Raw genomic sequence first — 18613 nt, forward strand, 5'->3', positions numbered from 1 at the left:
CGCCCGTCGTGCGCGGTGTGACAATGGGAGGACAAGGCACGAAGGAGTAGCCCATGAGTACCGACGACGTCGTCATCCTGTCCGCCGCCCGCACCCCGTTGGGGAAGATCAAGGGGGCGCTCGCCTCGCTGACCGCGGTGCAGTTGGGAACGATCGCCGTGAAGCAAGCCCTCGAGCGGTCGGGGATCGGAGCCGAGGCAGTCGACACGGTGCTCTTCGGCCAGGTGCTGCAGGCCGGTGCCGGACAGAACCCGGCCCGGCAGACGGCAATCGGTGCGGGGATCGGTTGGGACGTGCCGGCGACGACGATCAACAAGGTGTGCCTGTCGGGCCTCGCCGCCGTGATCGACGCCGCACGACTGATCCGCACCGGGGAGGCGACGGTGGTCGTGGCCGGAGGGCAGGAGTCGATGACGAACGCGCCTCACATCCTGCCCGGCTCACGGCTGGGCTGGAACTACGGGTCCATTCAGGCGCTCGACTCGGCCGCGCACGACGGGCTCACGGATGCCTTCGACGGTATCTCGATGGGCGCCTCGACAGAGAGCTACACGGAGAAGCTCGGGCTGACGAGGGAGGCGCAGGACGACTTCGCAGCACGATCGCACCAACGGGCGGGAGCGGCAGCCGACGCCGGAGTGTTCGACGACGAGATCGCGCCCGTCACCATCCCGCAGCGCAAGGGCGAGCCGCTCGTCGTGCGAACGGACGAGGGCGTCCGGCCGGATTCGACGACCGAGACGCTCTCGCGGCTGCGACCGAGCTTCGCGGAGGGCGGCACCCTCACCGCCGGCAACTCCTCCCCTCTCAGCGACGGCGCCGCGGCGCTGGTGCTGACCAACCGCGAGAACGCCGAGCGCCTCGGCCTTCCGTGGCTGGCGCTGGTCGGGGCGAGCGGGCAGGTCGCCGGCCCGGACAACTCGCTGCACTCGCAGCCGTCCCGCGCGATCGACGCCGCCCTCAAGCGTGCGAACTGGGACGTGTCGGAGCTCGACCTGATCGAGATCAACGAAGCGTTCGCGGCCGTGGCGCTGCAGTCGATGGCCGACCTGGGGCTCGATCCGGAGAAAGTGAACCTGCACGGCGGCGCAATCGCGCTCGGACACCCGATCGGTGCGTCCGGCGCCCGGCTCGCTGGTCACGCGGCGCACGAGTTGGCTCGGCGTGGTTCCGGGCGAGCTGCGGTCGCTCTGTGCGGTGGTGGTGGGCAGGGCGACGCGCTGCTGCTCTATCGCTGATCGGACGCTGCCGGAGACTGTTTGCACTCGGAGTGCCGGCCGGAGGGTCAGCGCTCCAGGTGACGCTCCGCCGGGCCGGTGTACTGCGACAGCGGCCGGATCAACGAGTTGGCGGAGTACTGCTCGAAGATGTGCGCCGTCCAGCCGGTGACCCGTGCCGCCGCGAACAGCGGAGTGAACGTCTCGGTGTCGAAGCCCATCAGGTTGTAGGCGGGACCGGACGGGTAGTCCAGGTTCGGCTTGATGTTCTTGCGCTCGCCCATCGCGCTCTCCAGAGCGTCGTACAGGTCGAGGAGGTCGCGACGGTCGTAGTGCTCCGCGAGGACCACCAGCGACGCGCGCATCGTCGGGACGCGGGAGTCGCCGTTCTTGTACACGCGATGGCCGAAGCCCATGATCTTGCGCTTCTCGGCGAGAGCCGCGTCGAGCCACTCCTCTGCGCGGTCGGCGCTCTGGATCTCGTCGAAGGCGTGCATGACGGCCTCGTTCGCGCCGCCGTGGAGGGGGCCCTTCAACGCTCCGACGGCACCGGTCACTGCCGAGTAGACATCCGACAGCGTCGAAGCGATCACCCGAGCCGTGAAGGTCGACGCGTTGAACGAGTGCTCCGCATACAGGACGAGCGAGACGCGGAACGCGTCCACGACCACGTCGTCCGGCACCTCGCCGAACGTCATCCAGAGGAAATTGCGCGAGTAGTCGAGGTCGTCGCGAGGCTCCACCACATCGAGACCGCGGCGGCGGCGCTGGATGTAGGCAACGATGGCGGGCAGCTGCGCGAACAGGTAGATGGCGCGGCCCTCGTTGAGTTCAGGGTCAAGGATGCTGTCGGGCTGCTGCAGCGTGGCGTCGAGGCCGCCCAGCTGGCTGACCGCGGTTCGCAGTGCGTCCATCGGGTGGGCCGACACCGGGATGTCACCCAGCGCGCGGCGCGTGCGGTCATCCAGTCGACGCAGCGACCGCTCCAGGGACTCGAAGGCGACCAGCTCATCCGCAGTCGGCAGTTCGCCGTGCCACAGGAGGTAGGCGACCTCTTCGAACGAGCAGTGCTCGGCCAGCTCCTGGACCGGGTAGCCGCGGTACAGCAGCGAGTTCGTCTGCGGGTTCACCGAGGAGATGGTCGTCGTGTCCACGACGACACCGGCGAGGCCCTTGTGGATCTCGGGGTCGGTCATGTGAGCTCCTTCGCTGCTGACGGGATGGCCGCCGGTGAGCGGCATCGAGAGAGGGCGCTACTTCCGCACGTCGAAGTTGTACACCGACGTGTCCAATGCGCTTCCTCAAACATACAGCGGGGGTCTCAGCGCCAGACGGGTACACCATACTGTTCAGCCACCCTTCGCATCAGAGCAGACGTAAGGAACTTCCGCTGCGAGTCGGCGTCCTTCACAGCGTCAATCGGATGGCCCGTGAAGCACTCGTTTACTTTCAAGATCGTTACTGACCGAGACATATCCGACGAAGGTCAGGGCTTCGGCGCTACACGGTGCCTTGTCACGGATGCCCTCGATTGTGAGCACCACTTCGTGCGTGCGCTCGTCGATGTGGGCGCGGGTTGGCCGGACGCACGTGTCGTCGCTGCGTGCCGAGAAGTAGATCCGGTTGTCGGCCGGATCGATGCGAATGAGGTGCCAGGGAACGAACGGTCCTGAGGGTTTAGCTGCCCGGTCCAGGGGCAACTGGCCTGTGGGCGTCGACGACGTGGGAGACGCGGAAGCGATGGGTGTCGTGGGCGCCTCGGCGGGCTGGCCGGCGGTGCAGCCGGCCAGCCCGAGGGTGACAGTCGCGTAGATGGCGGCAGTCACGACGGAAACGTGTTGTCTTCTATCCAAGAGCCGGCGATACTCCGAAGATTTGCACCTGGTACCCAACGTCAGCGAACAGCCCTTCGTGGCCGTTCATGTTGTTGGCACTAATCGTTCCAGCGATTCGAGCCACGCTACCCAGTGTCGGGTCTGTCGTCACGTTGGCCAAAACCGGACCTCCGCTATCTCCCGGCTCGACGATGACCGCGTTGGGGTCCTGCGCGATATCCAATCCGCAGACGGTGTACGTCTTTCCGTCCTCCGTGACGGCCGCGCAGGCGTTCGTCTCTCCCACAGTCGCACCACAAACCCAGCCCGTCGTAGACCCGTCGAAGCAGACCGAGGAGCCAGGTGCGACTGTGGCGGCGCCGCGGATATTGCGTGCTGATACCGACCCGTCCTGGTTCGATTGGTACACGAATCCCGAGTAGGTTGAGCCGCTCACGAGCTCACTGTCGGTGCGGTTGTCGCCCCATTGCACTGTGGCGACATTGCCGACGTTTCCATAGGTGTGGACGTTGGTTCCGTCGAAGTACCCCTGCTGCCAGTTGGTCCCAGTTGGAGCGCAGTGTCCCCCGGTCATTATGTAGCTGCTGCCGTATGCGCCTGTCGTGGTGCACTCGATCCAGAATGGCGAGCCGTTGATCGTTTGGTAGCTGATGATTCGGTCTCCTCCGTACCAGGGAGTGCCGAGAATATCGGCGTATGGCGGGCCGCCGTTTGGGGTGAGGTTGAGCGGGGACAGTTTCGATACCTGTGCGTGCTTGGCGGTGGCGGTGCTCTTGGGAGCCTCCTGGATCACCTTGATTCCTGGCGTGGCAGGCGTGCGCTTCTCGGCCGTGGTCCACGGCCCCTCCTTGAATACCTTCACCGGCTTATCCAGCCGGTTTGCGAGCGCGTTCTGTGCCGCGGCTGTTGGGCTTGACAGGCCGACGTAGATGACGCCGTCCCGCTCGTACCAGGTATTCAGCTGATTGCGGAGCCCCGCTGCGGTGGCCGCGGCCGGAACGGTCGTGCGGAACGCCAGATCGGAGGCGGCAGCAGGAGGAGCGGTGGGGGGAGGCGTAGCAGCGACGCTCGCTTGCGCTCCGAGCAGCGAGACGCTCGCCGCCATGCACACAACTAGTGCTCCGAGGAACTTTGATCTTGCCATTGAAGAAGTACCCTTCGTTGGGTCTGCTTCGGGTTTCGGCGGGGCGGGGGCAGCCGTCGCCGGCTACAACTGGAGCCTTTCGCATGAAGTTATCGCGGGTCAACTACCCATCGCGCTTCGGCTCCTTCGAACCTTCTCAGAAACGGTTCTCCGCCATCCGCGGGTCGATAGGGGCTATCACGCAGAGCGATGCTGGGGTCTAGACGTACAGCTCGGGGTAGCGAGGAACGACGCGGAAGTCGGTTCGGCCGTAGCCCTTCCGTGCGGGCGGTATCACCTCGACGTGATCGATCATCGCGGCGAGGGCGGTGCGGAGTTCGAGGGGTGATGCTGCGTCCCACAGGTCGGTGACGCGGACGGCGAGTTCGCGGACTTCCTCGACGGTGATGTCGGGGGCGGCGGGGGCAGTGTCGCGGGTGTTGAGCCGGTCGATCTCGGCTTGGAGGCGCTCGGCGGCGGCGTTGTAGGCGTCCTCGCTGATGCGGCCTTCGACCCAGCGGACGGTGAGCGCGCCGAGTGCGGCTCGTGACTTCGCGAGTCGGCGCGCTGCGGCGGCGCCGTCGTCAATCGCTGTGACGGCTCGGCGTTCCAGCGCTGCGGCGCGGGCGCCGTCTTGGATCTCGGCGGCGCGTTCGAGCACCCATGCTTTCACCGCGGCGATGGCGTTGTGTTCGAGGCAGGACACGAGCCTCCGGCCGTCGCGGTACTGGTACCACCGGGTGCACACGAACCCGGGCGCCATCTGCCCGCCCGCGGATGGCCGCTTCGCGAGCCGCATGCTGCCGCCGCAGTCGGCGCAGCGCAGCAGCCCGGAGAGCGGGGAGCGCGGCTCGACTTGGCGGGAGGGTCGGGGCGCTTCGCCGCGGCGGCGCAGGTACGCCTGCCACAGTTCGGCGCTGATGATCGCCGGGTGGCGCCCCGGATGGTAGGTGCGCCCCTCTGCGGTCATCTGCACGATCAGCCCGGCGGCGAACCCGGAGTCCAGGATGCGGGTCACCACGGGGATGGACCAGCTGCCGCCGCGCGCCGTCGGCACGCCTTCGCTGTTCAGCCACCGGGTGATGCGGGAGAACCCGTGCTCATCCTCGGCGTACCGGCGGTACGCCTCAGCGAGCACGATCGACTGCTCGGGGTGAAGCTCGTAGGTGTCCTTCTCGCCGCGGATGTACCCGAACCGGTCGCCGCCCGAGCTGCGCTACTTCTCGGTGAGAGTGAGGTCGAGTCCGTTGTCGGGATGATACGTCCACGACGCATCCACGCCGTCCCAGGTGCCCTCCTGGCGACCGTCAAGCGCCCGTGTGGTCTCGATCTCGTTGAGGATGGCGTCTGTGACGTTCAGTGCCTTCAGGATGCAGAGCTCGGTCTCCGCGCTCATCCCGTCGGAGTCTTCTTTGCCCTTGCCGTCGAGAATGAGCGTGTGCTTACCGTCACCGAGCGATAGGCCGGGCGAGACGCTAATCAAGTCGCACTTGTCCATCGCCTTCTGCATCACGGTACGGGTCTCCGTCGGCGTCGGCTTGGCCGTCGGGGAGGCGCATCCGCTGAGTGCGAGCGCGAGGCCCACCACAGCGACAACGAGGAGGTGGTTCTTTATGCTCGCGAGCGTACCGGACGGTCGGATGATGCACCCGTCCCGCGTTCGGGGTCAGGATGCTGGAGGGTCAGTCCTACGGCGGTCCCGGTCCTCGCGCAGGCCACTGTACGTTTCAAAAATTACGTTGTCGAAGGCGTTGTAGCCCTCGTAGTCAATCAGGTCGTACAGATCGGCGCGATGCTGCATGTCGTCCAGCATCGGCTTCAACGTTCCCTCGCCGACCAGCTGGTCAAGGCCACGCTCGGCGGCGCCCATCGCCAGGCGCAGAAGGGATACCGGCCAGATGACGATGTTCACGCCGACGTCACGCAACTGGTCGACGGTGAACAGGTCGCTCTTTCCGAACTCGGTCATGTTCGCCAGCACCGGCACGTCCACGGCGGCACGGACGGCCTCGAACTCGGACAGATCAGCCATCGCCTCGGGGAACAAGGCGTCGGCGCCGGCATCGACCAAGGCCTTCGCGCGGTCGATCGCCGCGGCGAGACCCTCGACAGCACGAATGTCCGTCCGCGCCATGATGAGGAGGTTGCCATCGCGCCGAGCATCCACGGCGGCCCGGATCCGCTTCAGAGCGGTGTCCTCATCCACAACCTGCTTGCCGTCGAGGTGACCGCACCGCTTGGGATTGACCTGATCCTCGATGTGCAGGCCGGCGACGCCGGCATCCTCCAACGCCTGAACCGTGCGCGCGACGTTCATCGGCTCGCCGAACCCGGTGTCCGCGTCGACGAGCGCAGGCAGGTCCGTCATGCGCGTGATCTGCGCGGATCGGCCGGCGACCTCCGTCTGCGTGGTCAGGCCGATGTCCGGCAGGCCGAGGTCTGCGGAGAGGACGGCGCCCGAGATATAGACGCCCTCGAAGCCCTTGCGCTCGATCAGGCGCGCGCTCAACGGATTGAACGCCCCGGGCATGCGGATCAGCTCACCCGACGCCAGCCGGGCTCGGAACGCTGCACGCTTCTCGTGCGCGGGAACCGACGAATACAGCATTTAGAAGAGTCCCTTCGGCGCGGGGGTCGCGGCCAGAAGTCCGGGACGCGCGGTGATGGTGAGGCCGGCCAGTTCGGAGGCGCTCAGTTCGGGCAGGCGTTCGGCCAGCGCCAGGAATCGCTCGATCTCGTCCTGCTCCAGAACGTCGGCCGCGAGCATGCGGAACTTCGCGACGTAGTCCGCCCGGGCGAAGGGCCGAGCACCCAGCGGGTGAGCATCGGCCACGGCGATCTCGTCCTCGATGACCCGGCCGTCAGCCAGACGGATCACCACGCGACCACCGAAAGCCTTCTCCGCAGGGTCGGTGGAGTGGTAGCGGCGGGTCCACTCCGGATCCTCCGATGTCGTCACCTTTCCCCACAGCTCGACGGTGTCCGGGCGAGCCGCACGCGACGGCAGGTACGACTCCACGTGATGCCAGCCGCCGTCCTGAAGGGCAACCGTGAAGATGTACGGGATGCTGTGGTCGAGCGTCTCGCGCGATGCGGTCGGGTCGTACTTCTGCGGGTCGTTCGCCCCCGAGCCGATCACGTAATGCGTGTGGTGGGACGTATGGATGACGATGCTCTCCACACGAGACGGGTCGGCCACCTCCGGATGCTCGCGGTGCAGCTTCCTCGCGAGGTCGATCCAGGCCTGGGCCTGGTACTCAGCGGAATGCTCTTTGGTGTACGAGTCGAGGATCGCCCGCTTCGCCTCTCCTGCGTCCGGCAGAGGCACGTCGTACGACGCGTCCGGACCGTCGAGCAGCCAGGCGATCACGCCGTCCTCCCCCTCGTAGATCGGGGTCGGGCTGGTCTCGCCACGCAGCGCCCTGTCGATCGCCTCGACCGCCATCTTGCCGGCGAAGGCGGGCGCGTGGGCCTTCCAGCTGGAGATCTCGCCCTTGCGCGACTGACGTGTCGCCGTGGTCGTGTGCAGCGCCTGTCCGATCGCCTGGTAGATCGTCTCGGCCGGGAGGCGGAGCAGGGTGCCGATGCCCGCCGCGGCGGACGGTCCGAGGTGGGCGACGTGATCGATCTTGTGCCGGTGCAAGCTGATCGCCCGAGCGAGGTCGATCTGGATCTCGTAGCCCGTCGCGATACCGCGGACGAGGTCCCGCCCGGTCAGCCCATAAGCCCGCGCCGCGTGCTGCGCGACCGCGGTGATCGGAGGGATGTTGTCACCGGGATGCGAGTACTCGGCGGCGAGGAACGTGTCGTGATAGTCCAGCTCCCGCACCGCGACTCCGTTGGCCCAGGCCGCCCACTCCGGCGAGACGCGGACGGTCTGCTGCTCGCCGAAGACGGTCGAGCCGTCCTGCGGGTGCTCCACCGACTCGGCGAGTTCCTCCAACTGGCGGGACGGGATCGGGTGCGCGAGAGCCTGCGACCGCGCCGAGACCACCGGCCGTCGAGTCAAGGACGCTGCGGCGACGGCGGCGTTGTCGATCACCCGGTTGATGACCATCTCGGTGACGTCCGCATCCACCTCCACCGGGTCGGTCGCGACCTGCGCGATCTTCCATGCGAGCTGGTCCTGACGGGCGAGGTTCTCCTCGCTGCTGTGCACACGAACGTTGTGGAGCTTCACGTAACGAACCTACCTCCCCTACGCTCGGCTCATGGTTCCCGGCCCGTCGCTGCTCGCGTTCGCCCTCGCGTCGATCGCGCTCATCATCATCCCCGGGCCGAGCGTGCTCTTCGTGATCGGGCGCTCTCTGGCGCTGGGACGGCTGGGCGGTCTGCTCAGCGTCGTGGGGAACGCTCTGGGAATGCTCCCGCTCGTGATCGCCGTGGCCCTGGGGATCGGCGCGGTCGTCGCGCAATCCCTGGTCCTGTTCACGATCATCAAGTTCGCGGGTGCCGCCTACCTCGTCTACCTGGGCATCCAGGCGATCCGCCACCGGCGGCACACCGCGGTCACCCACGAGGCCGCTCCGCCCCGGCGATCCTGGCTGCGCATCCTCGGCGAAGGATTCGTCGTCGGGCTGACGAATCCGAAGTCGCTCGTCTTCTTCGTCGCGGTGCTCCCGCAGTTCGTCGACTACCGCGCGGGCGGGATCCCCCTGCAACTGTTCGAACTCGGGGTGATCTTCCTCGTGCTCGCGCTGATGTTCGACAGCGTGTGGGCGCTCGCCGCAGGCACCGCCCGTCAGTGGTTCGGGCGCTCGCCCAAGCGCGTGGAACGGCTCGGAGCGACGGGAGGCGTCCTCATGATCGGCCTCGGCGGTGTGCTCGCCTTCACCGGCGTCAAGCACTGAAAACGCCGCGAGCCGGCGCCAGCTCGATCGCTGACGCCGGCACGCTCACGAACTCCGATCAGATGTCTCCCGCGGTGGCGACGGGCGCGATCACCGCCCGGGCGAGCGTGTGGAAGTGCACGTTGAAGCCGAGAACAGCCGGCGTCGACTCGGGGTCGAGATCCAGGTGCTCGACGTCCAGGGCGTGGACCACGATGTCGTAGCGGTGGGTTCCCGTCCCGGGAGGAGGTCCGGCACCCGTGAAGCTCTTCGACCGCATCTCATTCGAGAGCATCGACGCGCCTGCAGGCAGGTTCGCTCCGCCCTCCGCGCCGGCGCCCGCCGGAAGCTCGGTGACGGAGGCAGGGATGTTATAGACGGCCCAGTGCCAGAAACCCGAACCTGTGGGGGCATCCGGGTCGTGGATGGTCACCGCGAAACTCTTGGTCTCCGCAGGGAAGCCACTCCACGAGAGCTGGGGCGAGACGTCGCCGCCGCCACCGCCCGCACCCCACTGGGCGCGGGACAGGGGACGTCCGTCGGCGACATCCTCACTGGACACGATGAAAAGGGGGACAGCGCCGAAGCGCTCCAGAGGATCGTTGGCCATACAGCCACGCTACGCCCGCGCGGCGGATTCCGTCTCCGCCGGCGACGGACGCCTGCGGAACCGTCGAGGCAGGCCGGTCAGACCCCACAGAGTCACCCTCAGCATCGCCTCCACGACGATCCCGCCGCCCATCTTCGACGCGCCGCGTTCCCGCTCCACGAAGGTGATGGGCACCTCGACGATTCGCAGGCCCGCGTCGTAGGCGCGACGCGTCATGTCGATCTGGAAGCAGTAGCCCTGACTCTCGGTGCGGTCGAAATGCAGCCGCCGCAGCGCGTCCGCGGTGAACGCGCGGTAGCCGCCCGTGACATCCCGGATCGGCAGCCCGAGAGCCAGCCGCGAGTACGTACTGCCCCCACGGGAGATCAGGCGACGACGAGCCGGCCAGTTCACCACGCCACCGCCGTCGACCCAGCGTGAGCCCAGGACGACATCGGCGCCTGTCGGCAGCTCAGGCGAGCGAACCGCCTCCAGAAGACGCGGCAGCTGCTCCGGCTGGTGCGAGCCATCGGCATCCATCTCCACCACGACTTCGTAGCCGGCGTCGAGCGCCCACTGCATCCCCGCTCGATAGGCGGCCCCCAGGCCGTCCTTCCCGGTGCGGTGCAGGACGTGCACGCTGGCGTCGGTCGCGGCGAGCGCGTCCGCCAGCTCACCCGTGCCGTCCGGCGAGTTGTCGTCGACGATGAGCACGTCGGCGTCCGGCACGGACGCGCGCACCCGTCCGACGATCGAGCCGACGTTCTCTCGCTCGTCATAGGTCGGGATGATGACCAGGGTTCGCAACAACCCGCCTTTCTGTCAGGGGCACGCCCCGGAGGAACGCATTCGACCCTGTCCTACCAGTCTGAACGGCAGGCGAACGAGACTGCGGGCGTTCACAGCCTCCACGATCCTACGATCGGGTCCACTCCGGAACCGCTCGCCTACGATGAGGCGGTGGCCGTACCCAAGATCCTGCTCTTCTACGTCTTCGCGCCGCTCGCCGACCCGGAAGCCGTCCGGCTCTGGCAGCGCGAACTGTGCGAACGTCTGGGACTGCGGGGGCGCATCCTGCTCTCGCCGCACGGGATCAACGGGACACTGGGCGGCGAGCTCGACGCCCTCAAGCGCTACCTTCGCGTCACCAAGGAGTACGAGCCGTTCCGACGCCTCGACGCCAAATGGAGCGAGGGTTGCGGCCTTGATGCGGACGGCGCGAGCATCGACTTCCCGCGCCTCTCGGTGAAGGTGCGCGACGAAATCGTCTCCTTCGGGGCGCCCGACGAGCTGGTGGTCGACGAGAACGGCGTGCTCGGCGGCGGCGAGCGCCTCGCCCCCGAGCAACTGCACGCGCTCGCCGCGGAACGCGACGACCTCGTCTTCTTCGACGGCCGGAACCGCTTCGAAGCCGGGATCGGCCGCTTCCGTGACGCGGTCGTACCCGATGTGGCCAACACGCGAGAGTTCGTCGCAGCGCTCGACAGCGGGGCCTATGACCACCTCAAAGACAAGGCCGTCGTCACCTACTGCACCGGCGGCATCCGCTGCGAAGTGCTGTCGTCGCTGATGCGCTCCCGCGGATTCCAGGAGGTCTACCAGCTCGAGGGCGGGATCGCCCGCTACGGCGAGACGTACGGTGACGACGGACTCTGGGAGGGTGCCCGCTACGTCTTCGACGGGCGCGGCTCGCTCACCTTCAGCGACCACGCCGCCGTCCTCGGGCGGTGCGTCACGTGCGGCGAGGCCACAAGCCGGATGCGGAACTGCTCCGACCCGGCCTGTCGCGAGCAGCTCGTGGTCTGCGACGACTGCGGGATCGCGACCTGCGAGGCCCACGCCGCCTGAGCGACGGCGAAACCGTCCACATCGCCGAGGGCGAACGCGTTCTCCACCGACTCGCGGGAAACCTTGGCGGCCTCTTCGTGTTGCCGCCATCATGAACAGCATGGATCCGGTCTCCACCATCGTCTGGATCGTGTCGTTCGTCGTCGTCACGGTCACGGTCACCGGCCTGTCCCGACGGGTCGGCTGGTCGGCCCCCGTCGTGCTCGTCTTCGTCGGAGCGGCCGCATCCTTCGTGCCGGGCGTTCCGGAGGTGACGCTCGAACCGGAGGTCGTCCTGTTCGGCCTTCTCCCGCCCCTGCTCTTCGCGGCGGCGATCCAGACCTCGATCGTGGATGTGCGTGCCAGGCGCGACGGCATCCTGCTGTTGTCCGTCGGGCTGGTGGCGTTCACGGTCGTGGTGGTGGGATTCGCGACCTACCTGGTGGTCCCGGCCATCACTCTCGCGGCCGCGTTCGCCTTCGGTGCGGTGGTCGCGCCGACCGACACGGTGGCCGTACAGGCGGTCGCCGGCCGGGTGAAGCTCCCGCGGCGACTCGTCACCGTGCTGGAGGGCGAGAGCCTGCTCAACGACGCCACGGCCCTCGTCGCGCTCAACGCCAGCATCGCGGCGATCGTCAGCGTGGTGAACCCGGTCGCCGTCGGCGTCGACTTCGTGCTCGCCGTCGTGGTCGGCATCGGTGTCGGACTCCTCGTGGGGCTCGTCCTCGCGGCGATCCGCAAGCAGTTGAGGTCGCCGGTGCTCGACACGTCGCTCGCGCTGGTGACGCCATACCTCGCGTTCATTCCGGCCCAGCTGTTCCACGGGTCCGGCATTCTCGCGGTGGTCGTCGCCGGGCTGTACCTCGGTTACCGCTCCCCCACCATCCAGACGGCGGAGGCTCGGATCGCGGAGACGATCAACTGGCGGACGGTCAGCTTCCTGCTCGAGAACGCCGTCTTCCTCTTCATCGGGCTCGAGCTGCGGTCGATCCTCACGGCGGCCTTCACATCGGGCATCACGGTCCCGCAGACGATCGTCATCAGCATCGTCGTGCTGCTGGCCATCTTCCTCGCGCGCTTCCTGTGGATGATCGGCACGACCGCGCTCTACCGCTACGGTCCGCAGCGGCTACGGGAGCGCGGCTGGTCGTGGCCCACGGGCATCGCCGTCTCCTTCGCGGGTATCCGTGGTGTGGTGACGTTGGCTGCGGTGTTCCTCCTCCCGGAGGACACGCCGCACCGGGAGTTCCTGCAGTTCCTCGCGTTCGTCGTCGTGGTCGGCACGCTGCTCGAAGGCCTCGCGCTGCCCTGGGTGATCCGCAGGCTCAAGCTGCCGCCGCCTGACTTCGCGCAGGAGGCCAGCGAGATGCAACGACTGCTCGCCGAGGCGCAGTCCGCGGGGCTCGAGCACCTTGAATCGCAGGTCACCGGTGACGAGGACGAACGGGTCATCCAGCGGCTGCGGATCAATGCGCTGTTCCTGTCCGACGCCCTGGAGAACCCGTCGCCGGACGATCGCACCGACCTGCCGCTCGAGTACCGGCGCCTGCGCCGGACCATGATCACCGCCGAACGTCAGGCGGTGCTGGAGGCGCGGGCGGAAGGGCGCTACCAGGAGCCGGCGGTGCGGTCCGTGCTCGCCTTCCTCGATGCGGAGGAGTCCGCACTCAAGGCGGGCGGAGCCGACGGGAAGAAGCCGCTCATGTGAGCGTGGTCGAGTCCGCGGGCGCGGAGCCGGCAGGCGCAGAGCCGGCGGGCGTTGGCCCGGCGGTCGCGAGCGGCGCAGCGGCGGGACGTCCGCGGCCCCGGCGGGCGCGCGGGCGCCGAGCCCACAGGCGCGAGCGCTTCGAAGACAGGGCGAGCACCACCAGGATGTCCAGGGCCAACCCCAACAGGTTGTTGCGCAGCGAGATCTGGGGGCCGCCGTTGAAGTAGTCGATCGCCGAGACGATGATGATCAGCGAGCTGTACGACATCGCGGCGATACGGGCCCAGTTGCTCCCGAAGAACACCAGCAGGGCGAGCAGGAAGTACAGCACCAGTCCCGCGCCGAACGCCCCCATCGCGATGCCGAGCACCAGGCTCACCGCGTCACGCTCGCTCGCCGTCACCACCTCGCCGGCCAGTTCCGACATCACGAAGCGCTGCCAGTCGAGCAGGTTCAGCGCGATGTAGCTGACGCCCGCCAACACACGCAACGCCATCAGCAGCGCGCCGAGCGCCGTCGGCACGGGACGGCGCTCCGCCAGAGCCTCGCGGCGGGCATCTGCGTCGGCCGCGACCGTCGCGGCCTGCGCATCCACCGGGACCGCGCGCAGATCCACGATCGGGAGGTCGCCGTCCGTCTCGATCGTGTCACCCCCGCCGTTCCGCGAGTGGTACCCGGTCGAGAAGTCACGGATCACGGAGACCTCGGCCCCCACGTCCGCGGCCAGGAGTGTCGACACGATGTGGTCGCGCTCGATGTCGGTGTTCGCGTCGATCTTGTGCGTGATCTGCAAGGTGAACAGCGAGAAGCCCACCGAGCGGTCGAACGTCCCGGCCGCCAGCCAGTCCACTCCGTAGCCGCCCGGGAGCAACCACCCGTCCGGACACCGCCAGAACCGCACGTGGTGCCGCTTCGCCGGGTTGCCCTTCACCTCCTGCTGGTACGCCACATCCTGCTGACGGCCGAACAAGAAGAGCGGGCTCACCGGCGCCTCGTCATAGCTGCGCCGCAACAGCGTCGACGTGATGATCCGGCGGCTCGAACGCAGGGTGACATCGTCCGCGCGCGTCCAGCCGGCCTCGCGCATCGCGTCGTCCAACTGCGCCTCGGACCCGAGCAGCGCCAGGTTGATCGGGTCGCCGAGCAACCCGTCGCTCGTGCGCGCGCGGCCGATGAAATAGTCGGGGACGTAGATCTCGGTCAGGATGCGGTGCAGCCGCGGGAGCACCAGATAGGCGAGCACCACCCAGAACACCACGAAGAAGAGGATGAGGAACCAGCCCCACTCGAAGCTGTCCGTGAGCAGCAGCACCGCCAGCCAGACCGCGGCGACACCGCCGAACACGAAGAACGCGTAGTCGATCACCGTGCTCGCCGAGGCACGCCGGCCCGGCGCCGATCGGCTCTTCGGCACCTCCATCGGCTCCCCCGTGCGGGCCATGCCGCCATCCTAGAGCGAGGACCCGCCGCGACGTAGGGTGAGCGCATGACAGACATCCAGGCGCGTGGCGCCGAACTCCGCCGACTGCACGATGCACCCGAGCTGCTGCAGGTCGTCAATGTCTGGGATGCGATCAGCGCCCGCGTGATCGCCGACCTCCCCGACACCCGCGCCCTCGCGACCGCGAGCCACTCCATCGCGGCAACCCTCGGCTACGAGGACGGCGAGAAGATCCCGCTCGACCTGATGCTCGACATGGTCGGGCGCATCGTCGCGGCCACCGACCTGCCCGTGAGCGCCGACCTCGAAGGCGGCTACGGCGACTCCGGCGAGACCATCCGGCGCGCCATCGGCGTCGGAGTGGTCGGCGCCAACCTCGAAGACCAGCTCCGTCCCTTCGACGATGCCGTCGCCTCCGTGCGGGCCGCGATCCGGGCGGCGGACTCCGAGAACGTGCCGTTCGCGCTGAACGCGCGCACCGACGTGTTCCTCCGTGACACCTTCCCGACCGACCACGAGAAGGTGGAGGAGGCGATCCGACGGGGCCGCGCCTTCCTCGACGAGGGCGCCACGTGCGTGTTCGTCCCCGGCAAACTTGACGAGCGGACGGTCGAACGGCTGGTCGGCGGCCTCGGCGCGCGCAAGCTCAGCGTCATCGCCGTCCCGGGATCGGTCGCCCCGACACGGCTGGAGGAGCTGGGCGTCGCCCGCGTCTCCTACGGGCCGTGGACACAACGGGTCGCCCTCACGGCACTCAAGAACACGGCGCTCGAGTTGTACGCGGGCGGGGCGCTGCCCCTCGGGACGGAGCAGCTCAACTGAGGCAGGCGGCCGCAGGGCCGCCCGAGGCCCCGAACCGCCCGGCGTAGGGTGAGGGCATGAGCGATTTCCGGGCGATCGTGATCGAGCAGCAGGTCGACGGCGGACGGATCACCGCACACACCGCCGAGGTCCGGCGGGTCACCGACGACTTCCTCATGCCGGGGGATGTGACGATCGACGTCGAGTTCACCGACCTCAACTACAAGGACGGACTGGCCATCGGCGGCCGCCCCGGCGTCGCCCGCGTCTCGCCGCTCATCCCGGGGATCGACGTGGTCGGCACTGTGCGCGTCACCGACGACCCGCGGTGGCGTCCGGGCGATCGGGTGGTCCTCAACGGCGCCGGACTCGGCGAGCACCACCACGGCGGGATGGCGGAAAGAGCGCGCGTGAACGGTGACGCCCTGGTCCGCATCCCCGACTCCATCACCTCCGAGCAGGCGGCCGCCATCGGCACGGCGGGCTTCACGGCGATGCTGGCCGTGCTCGCACTCGAGCGCAACGGCGTGGATCCTCAGGACGTGACCGACCGCGGCGACAGCGTCCTCGTCACGGGTGCGGCCGGAGGCGTCGGATCGGTCGCCATCGCCCTCCTGGCGAAACTGGGTTACCCGGTCACCGCATCCACCGGCCGAGTGGAAGCGGCGAGCGACTACCTGACCGACCTCGGCGCCACGACGATCATCGACCGGTCGGAACTCGACGCCCCGGGCAAGCCCCTGCAGTCGCAGCGCTGGGCCGGCGCGGTCGACTCCGTCGGCAGCCAGACCCTTGCGACGGTGCTCGCGCAGACCCGTTACGGCGGCACGGTCACCGCGTGCGGCCTGGCGCAGGGCCCCGACCTTCCGGCGACGGTGCTCCCGTTCATCCTGCGCGCGGTCTCACTGGTCGGGATCAACTCGGTGGATGCGCCTGCAGCGTTGCGCGAGACCGCGTGGCGTCGGCTCGCCACCGACCTCGATGAGGAGGCGCTCGCCGCGATGACGCGTTTCGTGCCGCTCGCGGACGCGATTCCGGCGGCCGAGGACATCCTGGCCGGGCGCCTGCGCGGCCGGACTGTGGTCGACGTGCGCGGCTGACCCGCAGAACGCTCGGTATGCTGGCGCCATGATCGTCGTCGCCACCGTCGTGGTCACCCTCGCCGCCGCCCTCCACATCGCGATCTTCTTCATGGAGAGCGTCGCCTGGACCCGTCCGACGGTCTGGCGCCGGTTCGGCGTGGCCAGCCAGGAGGCGGCCGACACCGTCCGGCCGATGGCGTACAACCAGGGGTTCTACAACCTCTTCCTCGCGATCGGCGCGGTCGTCGGTCTGATCCTCTACGGCGTGGGCCAGCACGCGGCCGGGCTCGCGCTCATCATCTTCACGACGGCGTGCATGGTCGCGGCGGCCGTGGTGCTCGTCACGACGGGCCGCGGCTACCTGCGCCCCGCGCTCATCCAGGGATCGCTGCCCCTGATCGGGCTGGCGCTCCTCCTCATCGGGCTCGCCACCGGCCAGAGCTGATCGTTCAGAGTTGACCGCTCAGCGCTGAACGTCAGCGCAGCTCCGGCGAGACCGACTCCGGCCGGAGCCCCCGCCCGATCAGGCGGGAGCTGACCGCCTGCATGCCGGGCGTCGCCACGGCGAGCGCCGCTCGCAGCATCGCGGGCATCGACTCCGGGAGAAGCCGCACGCCCTCGGGCCGCGAGATCGTCCGATGAGCGGCGAGCTGGATGCGCTGCATCGCCGCGACCGCGGGCATCCGCCGCCGCTGGATGCCGTCGAGCAGCCGCAGATCGACCTCGGCCGTGGGGCCGGTCGCGGTTTCAGAGCCCCCCTCGACCCCCAGGGGCCCCAGCTCGCGCAGCGTCGCCGTCAGCGCGTTGGCCGTTGCGACCGCATCCTGAACCGCATAGTTGACGCCGACGCCGAACGCCGGCGACATCGCGTGGGCGGCATCCCCGATCGCCAGGAACCCACGCCGGTACCAGCGCGGAAGCCGGTCGATCTGCACGCTCAGCAGCTTCACCTGATCCCAGTCGGTGATCGTCTCGAGCGCCTCCCGCAGGTGCGGCGCCGCATCGATCACCGCGCGGCGGAAGGCGTCGAGCCCGCCGGCGTGCAACTCTCCGTATCCGCCCTTCGGAATGATCAGCCCGACCTGGACGTAGTCGTGACGCTCGATCGTGACGACCATGCCGCCTCCGCCGACGTACGCCAGCGTGTGCGCGGGGAGGTCGTCCGGCTTCGGGATGCGGAACCACAGCACGTCGATCGGCACCCCGAATCGCCGGGGGCGGAGACCCGCCTGCGACCGCAGCTCGGAGGCGCGGCCGTCCGCCGAGACGGTCAACCGGGCGCGGATCTCGAGGTCGCCGTCCGGGCCGTGCGCGACGACGCCGCGGACCGCATCCTCCTCCCAGATCAGCTCCGTCGCCTCCGTCTGCATCAGCAGCCGGAAGTTCGGGTGGCGGCGGGCGTCCTCGGCGAGGAAGTTCAGGAAGTCCCACTGCGGCGCGAGCACGAGGAAATCGTCCGGCGGAGCGAGCCGGCTGAAGTCGATCGGGTGGAGGCGGTTGCCGTTCACCACCACGTCCAGGGCTCGGACGCTGGTGTGCGGGAGGCCGAGGAAGCGCTCGCGCAGCCCCAGTTCGCCGAGCACCCCGATGGTCGACGGGTGGATGGTGTCCCCGCGGAAGTCGCGGAAGAAGTCGGCGTGCTTCTCGAGCACCACCACGTCGACTCCGTTGCGCGCCAGGATCAAGCCCAGCATCATCCCGGCCGGCCCACCCCCGGCGATGACGCACGTCGTGTTCAACGTCTCCATGGTCGGCAGCGTATCCTCCCGGCATGGCGATCATCGGGAGCGTCCTCATCGCCGCGGCGGCGCTCGTGCACCTCGTGTTCTTCGCGATGCAGAGCGTGCTCTGGTCGGCGCCCGGCGTGTGGAGCCGGTTCGGTGTCGGCTCCCAGCACGACGCGGACGTCGTGCGACCGGTCGCCTACAGCCAGGGCTTCTACAACCTGTTCCTCGCCGGAGGAGCGCTCGTCGGCCTCGTGCTCTACTGGACGACGCTCCACGACGTCGGGTTCGGCCTCATCTTCTTCTGCGGCGTCTGCATGGTGCTCGCGTCGCTGGTGCTGCTCACCATCGGCCGGAGGTTCTGGGTGGCCGCGCTGCTGCAGGGCGGGATCCCGCTGGTCGGGCTGATCTTGTTCGTGGTCGCCGAGAACGCCTGA

The 18613-nt window shown here is 68.6% G+C and carries 19 protein-coding genes; 8 read left to right on the top strand and 11 right to left on the bottom strand.

All coding sequences use genetic code 11. The annotated features are described in order from the left end of the window. Window positions 1-53 precede the first annotated feature (53 nt). Complete coding sequence (locus H284_RS0109555; protein ID WP_020076061.1) at window positions 54-1238, top strand: acetyl-CoA C-acetyltransferase; 1185 nt, start codon at window positions 54-56, stop codon at window positions 1236-1238. A gap of 47 nt (window positions 1239-1285) precedes the next feature. Here the strand turns inward: H284_RS0109555 and H284_RS0109560 are convergent, their stop codons facing one another. From H284_RS0109560 to H284_RS0109580, 7 genes are all read right to left on the bottom strand, one after another. Beyond that, entirely contained in the window at window positions 1286-2413 is a 1128-nt protein-coding gene (locus H284_RS0109560) for a bifunctional 2-methylcitrate synthase/citrate synthase (RefSeq protein ID WP_029042888.1), read from the bottom strand. A gap of 219 nt (window positions 2414-2632) precedes the next feature. Beyond that, window positions 2633-3043, bottom strand: a complete 411-nt coding sequence (locus H284_RS20880) for a hypothetical protein (protein WP_155885454.1) — start codon at window positions 3041-3043, stop codon at window positions 2633-2635. Between the two features lie 19 nt (window positions 3044-3062). After that, window positions 3063-4157, bottom strand: coding sequence for a chymotrypsin family serine protease (locus H284_RS20885; RefSeq protein WP_155885455.1), 1095 nt, complete (start codon window positions 4155-4157; stop codon window positions 3063-3065). 238 nt (window positions 4158-4395) lie between these two features. Next, complete coding sequence (locus H284_RS0109565) at window positions 4396-5313, bottom strand: recombinase family protein (RefSeq protein ID WP_020076064.1); 918 nt, start codon at window positions 5311-5313, stop codon at window positions 4396-4398. A 78-nt stretch (window positions 5314-5391) separates the two neighbouring features. Continuing rightward, the gene (locus H284_RS0109570) at window positions 5392-5763 is read right to left on the bottom strand and encodes a hypothetical protein (protein ID WP_020076065.1); all 372 of its coding nucleotides are present in this window, start codon (window positions 5761-5763) and stop codon (window positions 5392-5394) included. Window positions 5764-5841: 78 nt separating this feature from the next. Next, complete coding sequence (gene prpB, locus H284_RS0109575; RefSeq protein WP_020076066.1) at window positions 5842-6783, bottom strand: methylisocitrate lyase; 942 nt, start codon at window positions 6781-6783, stop codon at window positions 5842-5844. Further along, window positions 6784-8355: an MmgE/PrpD family protein gene (locus tag H284_RS0109580; protein ID WP_020076067.1), complete on the bottom strand. Its 1572-nt coding sequence runs from the start codon at window positions 8353-8355 to the stop codon at window positions 6784-6786. It lies immediately after the preceding gene. A gap of 31 nt (window positions 8356-8386) precedes the next feature. Between H284_RS0109580 and H284_RS0109585 the strand changes: the two genes are divergently transcribed. Further along, window positions 8387-9025 carry a LysE family translocator gene (locus H284_RS0109585; RefSeq protein ID WP_020076068.1) on the top strand — a complete coding sequence of 213 codons (639 nt, stop codon included), beginning with the start codon at window positions 8387-8389 and terminating at the stop codon, window positions 9023-9025. Between the two features lie 58 nt (window positions 9026-9083). Here the strand turns inward: H284_RS0109585 and H284_RS0109590 are convergent, their stop codons facing one another. Continuing rightward, entirely contained in the window at window positions 9084-9614 is a 531-nt protein-coding gene (locus tag H284_RS0109590) for a YbhB/YbcL family Raf kinase inhibitor-like protein (protein ID WP_018189187.1), read from the bottom strand. 9 nt (window positions 9615-9623) lie between these two features. Continuing rightward, the gene (locus H284_RS20085; protein WP_020076069.1) at window positions 9624-10400 is read right to left on the bottom strand and encodes a polyprenol monophosphomannose synthase; all 777 of its coding nucleotides are present in this window, start codon (window positions 10398-10400) and stop codon (window positions 9624-9626) included. Window positions 10401-10553: 153 nt separating this feature from the next. On the opposite strand from H284_RS20085, the gene trhO reads away from it, so the two are divergent. Both trhO and H284_RS0109605 read left to right on the top strand, forming a co-directional pair. Next, on the top strand, window positions 10554-11441 hold the full coding sequence (gene trhO, locus H284_RS0109600; protein ID WP_020076070.1) for an oxygen-dependent tRNA uridine(34) hydroxylase TrhO: 888 nt from the start codon (window positions 10554-10556) through the stop codon (window positions 11439-11441). Between the two features lie 100 nt (window positions 11442-11541). Then, window positions 11542-13128, top strand: coding sequence for a Na+/H+ antiporter (locus H284_RS0109605; RefSeq protein WP_231371145.1), 1587 nt, complete (start codon window positions 11542-11544; stop codon window positions 13126-13128). On the opposite strand, the gene H284_RS0109610 is transcribed toward H284_RS0109605, so the two are convergent. After that, the gene (locus tag H284_RS0109610; RefSeq protein WP_020076071.1) at window positions 13121-14569 is read right to left on the bottom strand and encodes an LssY C-terminal domain-containing protein; all 1449 of its coding nucleotides are present in this window, start codon (window positions 14567-14569) and stop codon (window positions 13121-13123) included. The two genes, H284_RS0109605 and H284_RS0109610, sit on opposite strands and share 8 nt — an antisense overlap. A gap of 45 nt (window positions 14570-14614) precedes the next feature. On the opposite strand from H284_RS0109610, the gene H284_RS0109615 reads away from it, so the two are divergent. The 3 genes from H284_RS0109615 to H284_RS0109625 are packed head-to-tail and all read left to right on the top strand — an operon-like array spanning window position 14615 to window position 16897. After that, window positions 14615-15391, top strand: coding sequence for an isocitrate lyase/PEP mutase family protein (locus tag H284_RS0109615; RefSeq protein ID WP_020076072.1), 777 nt, complete (start codon window positions 14615-14617; stop codon window positions 15389-15391). Window positions 15392-15447: 56 nt separating this feature from the next. After that, complete coding sequence (locus H284_RS0109620) at window positions 15448-16470, top strand: MDR family oxidoreductase (RefSeq protein ID WP_020076073.1); 1023 nt, start codon at window positions 15448-15450, stop codon at window positions 16468-16470. 28 nt (window positions 16471-16498) lie between these two features. Continuing rightward, a complete protein-coding gene (locus H284_RS0109625) occupies window positions 16499-16897 on the top strand; it encodes a DUF1304 domain-containing protein (RefSeq protein ID WP_018189180.1) in 399 nt (132 codons plus the stop codon). Between the two features lie 31 nt (window positions 16898-16928). Here H284_RS0109625 and H284_RS0109630 read toward each other — a convergent pair whose 3' ends face one another. After that, window positions 16929-18200, bottom strand: coding sequence for an FAD-dependent oxidoreductase (locus H284_RS0109630; RefSeq protein ID WP_020076074.1), 1272 nt, complete (start codon window positions 18198-18200; stop codon window positions 16929-16931). 23 nt (window positions 18201-18223) lie between these two features. On the opposite strand from H284_RS0109630, the gene H284_RS0109635 reads away from it, so the two are divergent. After that, window positions 18224-18613 carry a DUF1304 domain-containing protein gene (locus H284_RS0109635; RefSeq protein ID WP_018189178.1) on the top strand — a complete coding sequence of 130 codons (390 nt, stop codon included), beginning with the start codon at window positions 18224-18226 and terminating at the stop codon, window positions 18611-18613.

It is taken from the genome of Cryocola sp. 340MFSha3.1 (genome assembly GCF_000383315.1).
Taxonomy (GTDB): domain Bacteria; phylum Actinomycetota; class Actinomycetes; order Actinomycetales; family Microbacteriaceae; genus Leifsonia.